General features: G+C 53.5%; 11 protein-coding genes. 5 read left to right on the forward strand and 6 right to left on the reverse strand.

Annotated elements, in window-relative coordinates; translation table 11 throughout:
* The first annotated feature begins 383 nt into the window (after positions 1-383).
* On the forward strand, positions 384-974 hold the full coding sequence (locus tag HG66A1_RS24805) for a DUF2062 domain-containing protein (protein ID WP_145190521.1): 591 nt from the start codon (positions 384-386) through the stop codon (positions 972-974).
* Between the two features lie 84 nt (positions 975-1058).
* Positions 1059-2021, forward strand: a complete 963-nt coding sequence (locus HG66A1_RS24810; RefSeq protein WP_145190524.1) for a carbohydrate kinase family protein — start codon at positions 1059-1061, stop codon at positions 2019-2021.
* Between the two features lie 31 nt (positions 2022-2052).
* Here the strand turns inward: HG66A1_RS24810 and HG66A1_RS24815 are convergent, their stop codons facing one another.
* From HG66A1_RS24815 to HG66A1_RS24830, 4 genes are all read right to left on the reverse strand, one after another.
* Positions 2053-2742 carry an SGNH/GDSL hydrolase family protein gene (locus tag HG66A1_RS24815; RefSeq protein WP_145190527.1) on the reverse strand — a complete coding sequence of 230 codons (690 nt, stop codon included), beginning with the start codon at positions 2740-2742 and terminating at the stop codon, positions 2053-2055.
* Positions 2743-2820: 78 nt separating this feature from the next.
* On the reverse strand, positions 2821-3606 hold the full coding sequence (gene folP / locus HG66A1_RS24820) for a dihydropteroate synthase (RefSeq protein WP_145190530.1): 786 nt from the start codon (positions 3604-3606) through the stop codon (positions 2821-2823).
* Positions 3607-4815: 1209 nt separating this feature from the next.
* Positions 4816-5184 carry a hypothetical protein gene (locus HG66A1_RS24825; RefSeq protein ID WP_145190533.1) on the reverse strand — a complete coding sequence of 123 codons (369 nt, stop codon included), beginning with the start codon at positions 5182-5184 and terminating at the stop codon, positions 4816-4818.
* Between the two features lie 200 nt (positions 5185-5384).
* Complete coding sequence (locus HG66A1_RS24830; RefSeq protein WP_145190536.1) at positions 5385-6791, reverse strand: HD domain-containing protein; 1407 nt, start codon at positions 6789-6791, stop codon at positions 5385-5387.
* An 87-nt stretch (positions 6792-6878) separates the two neighbouring features.
* On the opposite strand from HG66A1_RS24830, the gene HG66A1_RS24835 reads away from it, so the two are divergent.
* Both HG66A1_RS24835 and HG66A1_RS24840 read left to right on the forward strand, forming a co-directional pair.
* Positions 6879-8702 (forward strand): TrkH family potassium uptake protein, encoded by a 1824-nt coding sequence (locus tag HG66A1_RS24835; protein ID WP_145190539.1) that lies wholly within the window; start codon positions 6879-6881, stop codon positions 8700-8702.
* A 59-nt stretch (positions 8703-8761) separates the two neighbouring features.
* Positions 8762-9451 (forward strand): potassium channel family protein, encoded by a 690-nt coding sequence (locus tag HG66A1_RS24840; RefSeq protein WP_145190542.1) that lies wholly within the window; start codon positions 8762-8764, stop codon positions 9449-9451.
* 33 nt (positions 9452-9484) lie between these two features.
* Here the strand turns inward: HG66A1_RS24840 and glpK are convergent, their stop codons facing one another.
* Both glpK and HG66A1_RS24850 read right to left on the reverse strand, forming a co-directional pair.
* Positions 9485-10972 (reverse strand): glycerol kinase GlpK, encoded by a 1488-nt coding sequence (glpK, locus tag HG66A1_RS24845; protein WP_145190545.1) that lies wholly within the window; start codon positions 10970-10972, stop codon positions 9485-9487.
* A gap of 244 nt (positions 10973-11216) precedes the next feature.
* Positions 11217-12596: an ammonium transporter gene (locus tag HG66A1_RS24850; protein ID WP_145190549.1), complete on the reverse strand. Its 1380-nt coding sequence runs from the start codon at positions 12594-12596 to the stop codon at positions 11217-11219.
* Between the two features lie 721 nt (positions 12597-13317).
* Here HG66A1_RS24850 and groL point away from each other — a divergent pair.
* The gene (gene groL, locus HG66A1_RS24855; protein WP_145190552.1) at positions 13318-15024 is read left to right on the forward strand and encodes a chaperonin GroEL; all 1707 of its coding nucleotides are present in this window, start codon (positions 13318-13320) and stop codon (positions 15022-15024) included.
* Positions 15025-15031 lie beyond the last annotated feature (7 nt).

A 15031-nucleotide genomic window follows, 5' to 3' on the forward strand; every position in this document is an offset into this window, starting at 1 on the left:
TTGTGATTGAGGAGTTGTGTCGTAGTCAATGCTGATGATTGTTCACCTGAATTCCGATGCTGTGGCCCGGTCACGACTTAGGAACGATCTTCCGCCGGGGTGCGAATTGGGGCGTTAATTTGAGTTGCCTAATTTGAAAAACCTTAACTAAAATACATAAACGTTAACCCGAAAGGGTCGTTGTCCCACCCCCAGAAGTGAGAGAACTTACAAGCGTCTTGATTCGGATAGCCGGATCGAACGGTATGACCGGCCTAAGTTGAAGGTTTCATAAACCTGCGGAATTTTGCCAGAACTGTGCCGATATACTAATCCAAATGACCGTAAAAGTTCTCTGAACAAGATTTTAGATCACGCGACCTCAAGCAGCCTGTTGAAACTCTATGTCATCTGCCAAACCAGCCTGGACCCTGAACCCGCGAGTGCTCTTGCGCTCGATCCTCATGCTGGATGACAGTGCCCACTCGATTGCCCTGGGAACCGCGATCGGGATGTTTATCGCGTTGACGCCGACGGTGGGCATTCAGATGCTGCTGGTGGTCTGTGTCGCATTTCTGACGCGTCCGCTGTTCCGGTTCAACCAGGTCGCGTCGCTGATTACCGTCTACATTTCGAATCCGCTGACCATCGTGCCGATCTACTGGTTTGATTATAAGGTGGGTACGTTGTTCGTAGGCGGTTCGCTGACGCAGAAGGACTTTGCCCGGATCCTGGAGTTCGAGGGATTCAGCGGCTGGTGGGAAACGGTGAAGCAGCTGCTGCTGGAAGTCGGGTCGCCGTTGATTATCGGCTCACTGGTGGTCGGCACGTTCTTCGGCCTGATAACCTACCCCATTATGCTGCGACTGCTGAAACACCTGCGTCGTTCCAAATCGACTGATGGCCCGGAAGACTCTGCCGAACAGAGTGTGCGTCCCGCCCAGCCGATCGACTCGGAACAGAGCATGAAATCTGTGCATCTGCATTCCAGTTAGGTGTTGATCTCCTGATCCCCTTCCGCATAATAAGCAACACATCCTGATTTCACAGATTTCGAAGCGCTTTAGAAGGACATCCTCATGTCGTCTCCCAGGTATGACTGTTTGTGTGCGGGGATCATCGTCGCCGACCATGTATGCAAGGCCATCGACCATATGCCCCGTCCGGGCGAGCTGGTGCTGACGGACGAAATGAGTCTGACGATTGGCGGCTGTGCATCGAACGTCGCCGCGGACCTGGCGCGACTGGATCGCCGGGCTGCGATCGCCGGGATTGTGGGGCAGGACGTTTTCGGACAGTACGTGGAAGAGAGCCTGGCTGCTTCGGGTGTGCACTGCGAATACATCATGAAGTCGGATACGCTGCCGACCAGCGGTTCATTCGTAATTAATGTGCAGGGTGAGGATCGCCGGTTTATTCATTCGGTTGCTGCGAACTCTCTGTTTACCGGCGAGACAGTCACGGAGGAGCAGATTCGCTCCTGTCGCATTCTGTACCTGGGAGGTTACTGTCTGTCGGAAGAGCTCTCGCCGGAGAATGTCGCCCGCATGTTCGAGGTGGCCCGGGAAGCGGGAGTGATTACGGTGCTGGATGTGGTGACGCCAAAGGCTGCAGATTACTGGTCAATGTTGAAGCCGGTTCTGCCGTTAAGCGATTATTTCCTCCCTAATAATGATGAGGGGGAACTGATCACAGGAGAGACAGACCCGCTGAAACAGGCCGAGGCGTTCCGGGAAGCGGGAGCGAACTCGGTGATCATCACCTGTGGCGGCCAGGGGAGTCTGCTGCTGGATGCCGAGCGTTCACTGCGGTCAGAGATTTATCCGGTCGACCTGGTGGATGGGACAGGGAGCGGAGACGCGTTTGTCGCCGGTTTCATTCACGGGCTTCTGGAAGAGGCGAGCCCGGAAGACTGTCTGCGTTATGGATCGGCGCTGGGGCACAGCTGTGTGCGTGCCACCGGCGCGACCGCGGGCATCTTCACACGCAGCGAGCTGAACCAGTTCGTGTCGGCGCATGAACTGCGTGTAGAAACCCTGTAATCAATTCAACTTAGCAAGATCGGAAATGTGATCAATTCTGGGGGATATAGGGTTCGACCGCTTTCTTCCAGATCAGGTAGCCTGCGTGTTCCATGTGCAGGCCATCCTTTTTGAAGAGCTCGGGACGGGGTTTGCCGTCTTCGCCCAGCATTGGATCCCAGACATCGGCGAACGCCAGATAGTCGTGTTTTTCACACTGTTTTTTAATCAGCTTGTTGGCTTCCTGCATGGTGCCGGCCAGTTTCCAGCGACTGAGACTGGGTTTGACGGCGATGAAGACAATCCGGGTCTCGGGCAGGGCTTTATGGACGACGGAGACGAACTGTTTGAAGTCGCCAGCGACCTCTTTCGCGGTGCGACCGCGGGCGATGTCGTTATCACCGGCGTAGAGGAAGATGACTTTGGGCTTGTGTTTGAGAATGATCCGATCGGCGAAGTGGGTGGAGTCAACGATTTCAGATCCGCCAAAGCCTCGATTGATGACAGGAAGTTCAGGGAAGTATTTCTTCAGATCCCACATGCGGATGCTGGAAGAACCGACAAACAGGATACCGTCTTCCTGAATGCCTTGATCTTTGTCCTGTTTCTCAAATTGGACGATGGACTTTTCCCAGCGGTCGAAATTGTGAGCAGGCTGATCTGCAGCCCGGGCGACGGCGTAAAACGCCAGCATTGAGCAGAGGGAGAGAATGAGTGTCCGGGTTCCAAGTTTGATGTTCATGCTGTGTATTTCCTTGATGTAGGGCTGCCTGAGGAGCCGTATTAGTTAGATAGAGAGTCGAGTATCAGTATCTGGTAATCAGGTGACGCGGCTGGTGACTGCTTTCCAGGCCCAGATTGCATCGCGGTTGGCTTCGACGTCGTGCAGGCGAATGATTTCGACAGCCTGACTGGCCAGGGCGATAGAAACGCCGACCGTACCTGCCAGACGTTCTTCCACATCGCGGCCCAGCAGCTTCGACAGGAAGCGTTTGCGGGAATGACCGATGAGTATCGGATAGCCCAGATCCTGGAATTCGCGGATGTGGGAGAGAATCTGCAGGTTGTGTTCGGCTGTTTTCCCGAATCCGATGCCCGGGTCGAGGACGATTCTGCCGGGTTCGATTCCCGCCGAGAGCAGTTCCTGTAAGCGTTCCTGGAACCAGTTTTTCAGATCGACGATGACATCGTCATAGGTCGGGTTGTCCTGCATGGTCTGGGGAGTTCCCTGGATGTGCATGCAGATCACTCCCGCGCCGGTCTGGGCAGCCAGGGGGATCATCTCCGGATCAAAGGTGAGCCCGGAGATATCGTTGATGATCGCAGCGCCGGCTGCGAGCGACTGACGGGCGACTTCCGCTTTGGTGGTGTCGATGGAAATCGGGACGTCGGTCTGGTTCGCGAGCTGTTCAACGACAGGCACCACGCGGCGGAGTTCTTCTTCCAGGGGAACGGGATCAGAGCCGGGACGGGTCGATTCGCCACCAATGTCTAAAATATCCGCGCCTTGTTCAATGAGACGTAAGCCCTTCTTGACGGCTGCGTCCCGATCCGTAACCTCTCCTCCATCCGAAAAACTGTCGGGGGTCACGTTGAGAATGCCCATTAACAATGGTCGCTCAGCGAATGAAATGGTGCGGGACCCACAGTACCACAGCCGTGGTTGATCTGATGGTGAGGACGAAGATTCTGAGGCAGATGACGGCACTGAACAATCCGTGAATTCTGAAGAAGTTTATTTGAAGCAGCTCAGGGAGCCAGTTCTGGTTTTACTTTGACTGCGAGAGGGTTGCAAGCAAATAAACCTAAAGAGTCAATGAGCGCAACAGAGCGAATTTTTTGCGCAGCTTTCCCAAATATCTGCAGGAATTCAGCTGGTCGCTTTATTTTTGACCTAGGATAGAGTGAGAGCCGACAGGTCTGGTCGGATTTACCGTGTTCAAACACGTGAAAACCAGTTCTAAAACTGTTAAAATGCGAGACTTGAGGGAATAAAGGATTTTTAGAGAAACTTTATTTTTCGTGTTCGCTTTACTTTGACATCGTAATTCGTTCTGGTATTGTAATCAACGTATTTGCCGTAACCGGCAAATCTTACCAAACCAGAAAAACAGACCTGTTTTCCCTAGGTGCGTAGACTTAGGGACATCGCTGGGGGATGAAGGTAGTGACTTATCTTCCGGCGAAGTGGAACCACTTTCTTAAGAATCTGAGGAGTACACCATGATTCGAAAAGCTGTCACACTTTCTTTGATCGCTGCAATGACCCTGTTCGTTGCAACCTTCAGCGTATCAGATGCAGAAGCATTTGGTTTCCGTAACCGTTGCTGCAAACCAGAGCGCGTAAAATGCTGCAAGCCCGTTCGTGAACGTTGCTGCAAGCCCAAACGCGTTCGCTGCTGCAAGCCAGAACGCGTTCGTTGCTGCAAACCAGCACGTGTACGTTGCTGCAAGCCAGTTCGCACCACCTGCTGCAAGCCAGCACCAGTTTGCACACCCGCACCAACCTGCTGTGCACCAGCTCCTAAATGCTGTGCACCAGCTCCCAAGTGCGCTTCTCCCTGCAACAGCTGTGAAGGAGCTGCTCCAGCTCACTCAGCTCCCAAGAAAGTAGAAGAAGCACCAGCTCCTCCAAAGAAAGCTCCCGCTCCTGCTCCTAAAAAAGCATAATGAGCTAGAGTCTTCTCTGACTGCTGACATGATTTAAGATTGTCACAGCCAGGAGCAACGACGAAATCTACGGCCCCATTGTCTTGCACAATTGGGGCCGTTTTTCGTTCCAGCGGGGGAGAGAATTACAGTCCGTGGCAGCCTCTCAGGCGGAGCGGGCCAGTTCCTGCTCTTCAGGAGGAGCGTCTTCCTCAGTCGCCTGCAATTGTGCCTGCAGGTCTTGCAGCTGCTCTTCCAGACGGGGCAGCATATTCTCACCAGTACGGGTGACTTTATAAAAAACCCCGGAATCGCGTCCAGAAAGCTGAAATTTCAGCAGGTCGAACGCGATCAGTTTTCCATGAATGCGGGGGAGGCGTTCGGTAACGACGCCGTCAACTTCATTTTGACGTACGATCCAGCCATCAAATTCAGGATCCCGCTCTTTGGTCTCACGTCGCAGGACGCTGTAATGTTTGAGCACGAGACTCCATTCGGGATTTTCCAGCATCTGTTCGAGTTCGAAATCTATCATGTTGAACTTATCGACTGGGCCGAATAATCACTGTCAATGATTTTCTGGAGTCGACACGACCGACATAACAGGACCACTGTCTGCCCTATTCAGCAGGAAAATCCGGAAATTTCCCTCAAGACCTCGACTCTCTTATCGCGAAAGAACGGAGCGGATCTTCTGCAGCACCACACTTGTACAAGTCAGTTTCTGCAGGAGAGTTACATGTTGGTCTTGGAATCTGAAACTTCCCCGAGGGCGGCGTTCAGAGCGGTGGTCAGTTCCAGATCGTGGAGGTGATCCCGCGTATAAATGCGGAAGATCAGGAAGCTGACAGGCAGTGCCCGGAAGAGCTCATCATCGTGCAGCTCCTGAGTCAGTCCCGTACCGGGATCGAGCAGATAATTCTGTCCACCGGCGGGGAGTCGCCCACTGGGGCGATGGTAATGGCGGGCCACATCGATCCGCAGCGGGAGCTGCTTCAACTCCGCGGGAAGCTTAGAGCGGACCCGCTTTTCGACCAGTTCCGGTTCCGAAAAGATCGATGTGTGTACTGCAGTCCCGGAATGGAAATTGAGCTGACGCTCGCAGGCCATCTTCCATTCCACGTTACGTGAGAGAATCCCTTGCCAACGCTCTCCCAGATCACGCACTGCCGGGTCCGAACTCTTCTGAAAGCGGCCGACATCGACAAGGAATGACGACTCGGTAAACCCGCGATAGTCGTCCAGATGTTCGAGGGGATTGCCATGAAACAAGTGCTGCATGGTTTCGGCAAAGATTTCTTCGAGCGCGAGGTCCAGAGCACGCACCGTACGGTGATAGTAAATAGTGCGGAACAGATTCGCGCGGGTTTCAATAAAGTTGACGAGTGCCGTCATGCCCCGACCGTGGATCGTCAGCCCTTCGGAAGTGAAGAAACTGTAATGAATCAGGCGCGAGACATCGACCGCACGAATATTGTAGCCAGACATATAGGCATCGCGGAGAACGAAATCCATATTGTCGACCGTGTAAATGCCGCTGAACATGGCACGCAACTTACAAAGCCAGTCCGGGTTACCCGCCTCGCTCGCTGCATCGCCGGAAGGACGCCGGATCAGCCAGCCAATCTGCTTGGGATCGAGTTCTTCCAGCGGATTGAGGTGACCGTTCGGATTCCGGCGGATCCCGCGAATCAGGTCTCCCAGTTCATGTTCGATGATATGGGCACCAATATCTTCATGCGTGAGATTGTACTGATCCAGATAATGGTCGTCGAAGAAATGCCCGAAGGGACCGTGCCCCACATCGTGCAGCAGCGCCGCCAACCGGACCAGGCTCTCTACGTAAGGCAGGGAAGGCACGTTGCGACAGGCGCTGCTCAGGGAATCATACCAGGCGTTAATTGCTACCGACGAGAGATGCATGGCTCCCAACACGTGCTGAAACCGCATGTGCTCAGCTGAGGGAAAAACCCACCAGGCCGTCTGAAGCTGGTGAATATGCCTGAGTCTCTGGACCCAGGGATGGTCGATGATTTCCTGCTCGGAGACCTCGTCATCGGGAATCCCGGTTTTGGAAGTAAACGGGATATACCCATGAATCGGGTCATGAGTCAAACTTTCGGAAATAAAATCGCGCACCATAATCTCACTGTTTCAATTGACGTTGATTACGAATAAAATCTGAACAGGTCTTCATAAAATTATTTCATTGAAATACTTACGCGCCAAATGACTCTGTCGCATCTCCCCAGCCGCATCCACTATAAGACACACCATCCCCGCCGCTGCCGCAGGCTGAGACGGTTGGAAATTATTGCGCTGATCGTCGGCCTGATCTCCACAGTCATTCTACATGGACTGCTGAAGATTACCACCGTTGTCCACTGGGAATTGGGTGCCGCGATCATCGTGGCCATGAGCTATTTCACGATCAGCCTGATGCTGCGCTACGGCTGGCATCTGGACCGGAAAGAGTTCTTCAAAACCCACCTGGCCCATTTCTTTTTTTGCGGGCTCTGGTTGATCGCCAGCCTGCTGATAATCAGTCTGCATGACCTGCTGCCCGATGACGCCCCGACCCGACTGAATCTGATCCTGGGTATCTCCGAATTTTGCATCATCCTGAGAAGCCTCTACGAGACCATTCTCTTAATCCGGCGGGTCTCGTCACGCGGCTGGAACCCCGCCCTGATTGTGGTGACTTCCTTCCTGGTGCTGATTTCCGTGGGAACGATTTTACTCATGTTTCCCTCGGCTCGAATTCAGGATCCCGCTGCAAAAACGACGGAAGGTGCTCCGTTTCTGGTCGCCCTGTTTACCTCAACCAGTGCCAGTTGCGTTACAGGCCTGATCGTGGTTCCTACCGGAACCTACTGGAGCCGTACAGGGCACACCATTATCATGTTTCTGTTCCAGATCGGCGGACTGGGCATCCTGACTTTTGGTGCCTTCTTCGCAGCAGCATTCGGGCGATCGATGCAGATCCGGGAGAGCGTCACTTTCAGCGAGATGCTTGAGTCCAGCCAGCGCGGTGATATCCGCCGCCTGGTGCTGGCCATCCTGGGGATTACGATTTTTACCGAACTGCTCGGTGCGGTCTGCCTGATGGGACTCTGGCCGGAGCTCCCTTTCACCGAACGCGTCTACTTCAGCCTGTTTCATTCGATCAGTGGATATTGCAACGCCGGTTTCAGCCTGATGGATGACGGCTTCCTGGGCATGGGACATCACTGGGAAATCTGGGGCGTCATCCCGGCCCTGATCATCATCGGTGGGTTAGGGTTTGCTGTAAACTACAATTTCATGCTGTACGGCATCACCCATTTCTCGAACCTGCGGATCCGCAAGCCCCTGTTTCATCACCCGACACAGAAAGTCCGGCTGACGATTTCCTCACGCCTGATTTTTTTCACAACCCTCTTTCTTTTGATCGGGGGCACGATCGGCATCTACCTGCTGGAATCGATACATGCCTCCGATGATCTCACCTTTGGCGAGCGGCTCAATTCCGCCTGGTTCCAGTCCGTGACCTTCCGGACGGCCGGCTTTAATACTGTTGACCTCGGTGCCTACCAACCGCAGACCAAACTGTTTTCCGTACTGCTGATGTTCATCGGTGCGTCTCCCGGTTCAACGGGGGGTGGCGTGAAAACCGCAGTCTTTGCCCTGGCCATCCTTTCGGTCTGGGCGCTGCTGAAAGGGAGAGACCGGGTTGAGATCCTGGGGCGCACCATCCCCAGCGCACTGATCCACCGTTCGCTGACGATCATCTCACTGGGAATTCTGGTACTGATGTCGTCAACACTGCTGATTGTCATGTTCGAAAACAACCAGGCGATCTTCCTGGATCATCTGTTTGAAGCAACCAGTGCCTTTGCTACGGTCGGCGTCTCGACGGGCATCACCGCGGGTTTGACGACACCGTCGCACTGGGTGATCATAATTACGATGTTTATCGGTCGCGTCGGCCCGCTGACGGCTTTAATCGCACTCTCGAACCGTGGCCCCGCCTATCGATATCACTACCCGGAAGAGCCAGTGAACCTCGGGTAGCAGGAACCCTGAACTCAGACCATCTAATGTAACTCATCCTCCAGAGGAGAACTGATCCCGTGATTAAAGTAGCAGTCATCGGTTTGGGCCGCTTTGGTACCGAACTCGCCAAACGTCTGGGAGCCAGCGGAGTGGAAGTCATCGCCATCGACCATTCGGACAAGCTGGTGAATGAGGTCAAAGATGATGTCGCGGTTGCAGTTCGTCTGAATTCCACTGATGAACTGGCACTCAAAAGCCAGGACGTAGACAAAGTCGACGCCTGCGTGATTTCGATCGGGGAAAATTTCGAATCGGCACTGCTGACCACAGTGATCATTAAGAAGATGGGAGTTCCCAAGATCATCTGTCGTGCCCAGTCAAAGTTTCACGCTGAGATCTTCACCCAGGTCGGTGCAACCGATGTGATCCAGCCCGAGATTCAGGCGGGAGCTCATCTGGCACGACTGCTGGCTAATCCGCATCTGGAAGATTACATCCAGGTCGGCGACGGCTATACCATGATCGAGCTGATGACACCCAAAGAGTTCGTCGGCAAAAATCTAACCGAGCTGTCGCTGCGTTCCAAATATTCCGTAAACGTGGTCGCCATTCGTAAACGGAATTCCGCGGAGATCGAAAAGAATACGGGGAAGGTTTATACGACCGACTGTGTACCTCACCCCGACTATCAGATTCAGGAATCAGACATCCTGCTCATCATCGGAACCGATCAAAACCTGGCGCGCCTGCCGACCAGCAATGTGTGAGCACCCGGCAGATTTCCGCATAAATCGACCGAATCAGACCCAGTCTCGCGAACGTTCCACCGCCTGCTTCCAGCGTTGATACAATTCTTCACGTCGCGAAGCCTCCATCTGCGGCTGGAATTCTGCATCGAGAGCCCAGTTGCGGGTCACCTCTGCCTGATCGTGCCAGAAGCCAACAGCCAGGCCTGCCAGATAGGCGGCTCCCAGAGCTGTCGTTTCATGGACCACCGGACGCTGAGCGGGAACATCGAGCATATCCGCCTGAAACTGCATCAACAGACCATTCGCAGCCGCACCCCCATCCACCTTGAGAGTTTTCAACTTGATCTGTGAATCCTGCTCCATGGCGTGCAGCACATCGCAGGTCTGGTATGCCAGCGACTCCAGGACCGCCCGTGCAACATGAGCTCTGGTAGCGCCCCGCGTCAGACCAATCAGAGTTCCGCGAGCATCCTGATCCCAGTAGGGTGCCCCCAGTCCCACAAAGGCAGGGACGAAGAAGACATCGCCGGTATCTTCCACCTGGCCTGCCAGGTCCTCAATTTCAGACGCTGACTCAATGATCTGCAGTCCATCCCTGAGCCACTGGATTGCTGCCCCGGCCACGAAAATAGAACCTTCCAGACAGTATGTCACTTTGCCATTGATACTCCAGCCGATCGTGGTCAGCAGACCGTTCTGCGAAAGCACCGGTTTATCGCCGGTATTCATCAGCATAAAACAGCCGGTTCCGTAGGTATTCTTCGCTGCCCCGGGTTCAAAACAGCCCTGACCGAAGGTCGCTGCCTGCTGGTCCCCTGCGATACCGGCAATTTTGATCGACTCGCCAAACAGCGCGGGGTCGGTCTCACCATAAACCTCGCTGGAACTTTTGACTTCGGGCAACATGCAGCGGGGAATATCGAAGATCTGCAGCAGTTCGTCATCCCACTCGTGTGTATGAATATTATAGAGCAGGGTGCGACAGGCATTGGTTGGATCGGTCACATGCACCTTTCCCCCCGTCAGCCGCCAGATCAGAAAAGAGTCGATCGTACCAAACAGAATTTTGCCTGCCTGGGCCTGCTCCCGTAATCCTTCAACCGTATTGAGCAGGTATTCAATTTTGGTCCCGGAGAAATAGGCATCCAGTAACAGTCCAGTCTTCTCGCGGAACAGGTCTTCATATCCTTCTGCTTTGAGCTGATCACAGCGGCCGGCCGTCAGTCGGCTCTGCCAGACAATCGCATTGGAAACCGGTTTGCCGCTCGCTTTATCCCAGAGGACAATCGTTTCCCGCTGATTCGTAATGCCGATCGCTGCGATCTCAGAGAGCGCCGCCCCCGATTGATCGATCACTTCGCGGGCGGTTGCCAGCTGTGATTCCCAGATCGCCTCGGGATCGTGTTCCACCAGCCCCGGCGAGGGAAAGATCTGCTCGAACTCCTCCTGGGAAGTGGCCTCAATCTGCCCCTGATGATTAAACAGAATTGATCGACTGGATGTCGTTCCCTGATCTAACGCCAGTACATACTTTGCCATTTCCACACTCCTTGAGGCGAACACAGGCTCGAAAGGATTAATCACATCTGAATACCTTTCCGTTACATTAAGCAAGCGGTGGCCGGTTCACAAGGATTCAGGGAAATTTCTTCAGCGGCAAATACTCCTGTATTACTGACCGCGCATAAAAAAACTGATGGCGAGAGAACTCATTTCTCAAGCCATCAGTCAGTCACACTTTACGGTACCTCCTGCAAAGTACCAGTGTTCGTGTCAGGTTGGACTAGTGGTAAGCTTGCATTCCGTGCTCAGACAGGTCCAGACCTTTCAATTCATCTTCCTCAGAGACTCGGAGCTGTCCGATGACCTTCAGGAATGTGAAGAGAATAAACATGGTGATGAAGGCGTATGCCGGGATCACAACAGATCCAATCACCTGGGTTACGATGTTGTAGTCACCGAAGATACCGGTGGCGACACCACCCCAGATACCACACAGTCCGTGGACAGGGAAGGCACCGACGGGATCGTCGATTTTGAGTTTCTCGAGTGCCAGGATACCGAAGACAACCAGCAGACCGGCAACCACGCCGATGACAATTGCTTCGATGTTAGAGACACTGTCACAGTTAGCGGTGATACCTACCAGACCAGCCAGTACACCGTTCAGGGCCATGGAGATATCCGGTTTTGAGTACATGATCCAACCCAGGATCATTGCGGCCACACCACCGGCGGCTGCAGCGAGGGTTGTGTTAGTAGCGATTAGCATCACAGCGTTGGTGTTGTCAGTTCCAGCGAAGGCCAGCTGACTACCAGGATTAAACCCGTACCAGCCTACCCACAAGATGAAGACACCCAGTGTTGCCTGAGCAATGTTGTGTCCAGGAATCGGAACCGATTTGCCGTCTTTGAAGCGACCAATCCGGGGTCCGAGGACAAGTGCACCAGCCAGACCGGCGAAACCACCGACAGCATGCACAACAATTGAACCAGCAAAGTCGTAGAAGCCCATGGCATCCAACCAGCCACCGCCCCATTTCCAGTAACCACTGATTGGGTAGATGATACCGGTCAGGATGATACTGTAGATCAGGTAAGAGCTGAATTTCAGACGACCGGCAACGGCACCAGAGACGATGGTGGCAGCAGTCGCTGCGAAGGCAACCTGGAACAGGAAGTCAACCTGCGGATGCAGAACTCCTGGGCCTGGATCTCCGGCTTCGCCGATTCCGAACTGTGCGAAACCAAAGTAACCGTTACCGGCATCCCCTGGATACATCAGACCGTAACCGACAGCGTAATAAACCAGCACGCCGGCACAGACATCCATTAAGTTCTTAAAGAGAATGTTGATGGTATTTTTGGAAGAGTTGAATCCGGACTCGACCATAGCGAAGCCAGACTGCATGAACAGCACCAGAACAGCACAGAGGAATAACATACTGTTATCAAGTGCGTAGTAAAGCTCTGATAATGAAAGCTGAGGAGCTTCCTCTGCTGCGGGTGCTTCTTCTGTTGTTTCAGCAGGGGCAGCAGTTTCTGCTGCGGCTGGTTTCTCTTCAGGAGCTGCTTCGTCCTGATAAGCCCAAGCTGGCTGTGATACTGCCAAAACAACGACAAGGCTTGCCGTCAAGCCCATGAGCGCATGTTTCCAATTCATTTTGTCGCAAACCTTTCCCGGAGTCTTCGTCAGATGTTGTTTAATCTACTGTTTGGACAATCAATTTGTTCTGATCGTGACCCCTAAATACCAATCAATAAAATGAGCACTTATTTGGTAAATGGGCATAATGCAAACAGTGTGCCTCAATCTGATTTGCGACAGTTAGAACAACCCTTATCTATATTTCATGTAATGCTTTACATCATCTCATATTAAATTAATATTTACGGAAAGTGAGTCGAGCCACCAGTTCGCATGCAGATTAATAAGGCAACATCAGCGGTCGTTGCCTGCGGATTAAGCAGGCACTGCCACACATCAACACTCCGGCATCTGTCTGGCGCGGAAACTCGACACTCTGTCAGTTTTGACGGTGCCTGCAACCTCCCTGCCTGGGACGCTCCGGCAGCTGGCCTGACAGCAACAATTTCTCTGCCAAGTTGGCAGTTGACGTCAAGCATGCTCAATAAGAGATTCCCGTTAACCTCTGATATATAACATCTTACAACACCACCTTCCGATTGGCATGATGATTGCAATTACTGGGCGTCGTGGACAGGGTCCAGCCTGGATCCTGCCATCTTTGTCGTACTTACACCTATTTGTACTCACACACCAGCCCCCTGTGACCAACAGGAAGCGCGGCACGAGGCGTGTGAGGGATCATCGTGGTCATGGGCAAAATTATTGGCCATTTATTGCTGGTTGAGGAGAGACTGTGGCAAAACTTTTAAGCTTTGACGAAGAGGCCAGAAAGAGTTTATTGGCAGGAGTCGCTAAATTGTCGCGGGCTGTAAGCAGTACGCTTGGGCCGCGAGGGCGAAATGCTGTCTTGGACAAAGGCTGGGGAACCCCGAAGGTCACCAAAGACGGCGTGACTGTTGCCGAAGACATCGAACTGGAAGACCCGTTTGAAAACATGGGCGTCCAGCTGGTGAAAGAAGCAGCATCGAAAACAAACGACGTTGCTGGAGACGGCACCACAACAGCAACCGTACTGGCAGAAGCCATTTTCCGGGAAGGTCTGAAGTACATCGCTTCCGGCGCAGACCCGATGGCCCTCAGCCGTGGCGTACAGAAAGCTGTTGAGGCAGTTGTCGAACAGATCGGTAAGATCTCCAAAGAAGTAAAAGGAAATGACAAGAAAGCCATCCAGACTGTTGCGACCATCGCTGGTAACAACGATCCGGAAATCGGCAAGATCCTGGCAGATGCTCTGCTGAAGGTCGGCGCTGATGGTGTGATCACTGTCGAAGAAGGACGTGGCGTCACTACTGATGTCGATCTGGTAGAAGGCATGCAGTTCGAACGCGGCTTCCTGTCTCCGCACTTCGTCACCGACGAAGACAATCAGACCTGTGACCTGGAACGGGCCAAGATCCTGATCTACGAAGAAAAGATCAGCTCTGCTCAGACACTCGTTCCGCTGCTGGAACAGATTTCCAAAGAAGGTTCTCCGCTGCTGATCATTGCTGAAGACATCGAAGGCGAAGCACTCGCCACTCTGGTCGTCAACAAGCTGCGTGGCATCCTCAAAGTCTGTGCCGTGAAAGCTCCCGGTTACGGCGACCGTCGTAAAGCCATGCTGGAAGACATTGCTGTCCTCACCGGCGGCCGTGCGATCTTCAAAGATCTGGGAATCAAACTTGAGTCTGTTGAACTGAAAGACCTGGGACAGGCCAAGAAGCTTCACATCAGCTCAGACAACACCACTATCGTCAGCGGTTCCGGAAGCAAGGCAGCCGTCAACGGTCGTGCCGAGCAGATCCGGGCAGAAATCGAAGTTACCGACAGCGAATACGATCGCGAAAAACTGCAGGAACGTCTGGCTAAACTGGCCGGTGGCGTTGCCCAGATCAATGTCGGTGCTGCAACTGAAACAGAAATGAAAGAACGCAAAGACCTTATCGACGATGCTCTGGCCGCTACGCGTGCTGCCATCGAAGAAGGGATCGTGCCCGGTGGTGGAATCGCCCTGCTGCGATCTGCCAAAGCTCTGGAAAGCCTGAAACTGTCCGGCGACCAGGCTCTGGGAGTATCTCTGGTTCAGAAAGTTCTGGAAATGCCTCTGCGTGCAATCGCTGAAAACGCCGGTCTGGACGGTTCGGTTGTCAGCAACCGCGTCAAGAAAGACAAGAGTGCTTCCTATGGTTACGACGCTCTGAATGATCGCTACGGCGATATGTTCGAGTTCGGCGTTGTGGACCCTGCCAAAGTGGTTCGTTCCACTCTGCAGAACGGAGCCAGCGTTGCCTGCCTGCTGATGACAACTGATTCCATCGTGGTTGAAGAACCCAAGGAAGAAGAAGACGATCATCATCATGATGACCACCACGACATGGGTGGTATGGGCGGCATGGGTGGCATGCCTGGAATGGGCGGCGGAATGCCCGGAATGGGAATGCCTGGCATGGGAGGCTTCTAGTCTCGTA

Source organism: Gimesia chilikensis (assembly GCF_007744075.1).
Classification (GTDB): Bacteria; Planctomycetota; Planctomycetia; order Planctomycetales; family Planctomycetaceae; genus Gimesia; species Gimesia chilikensis_A.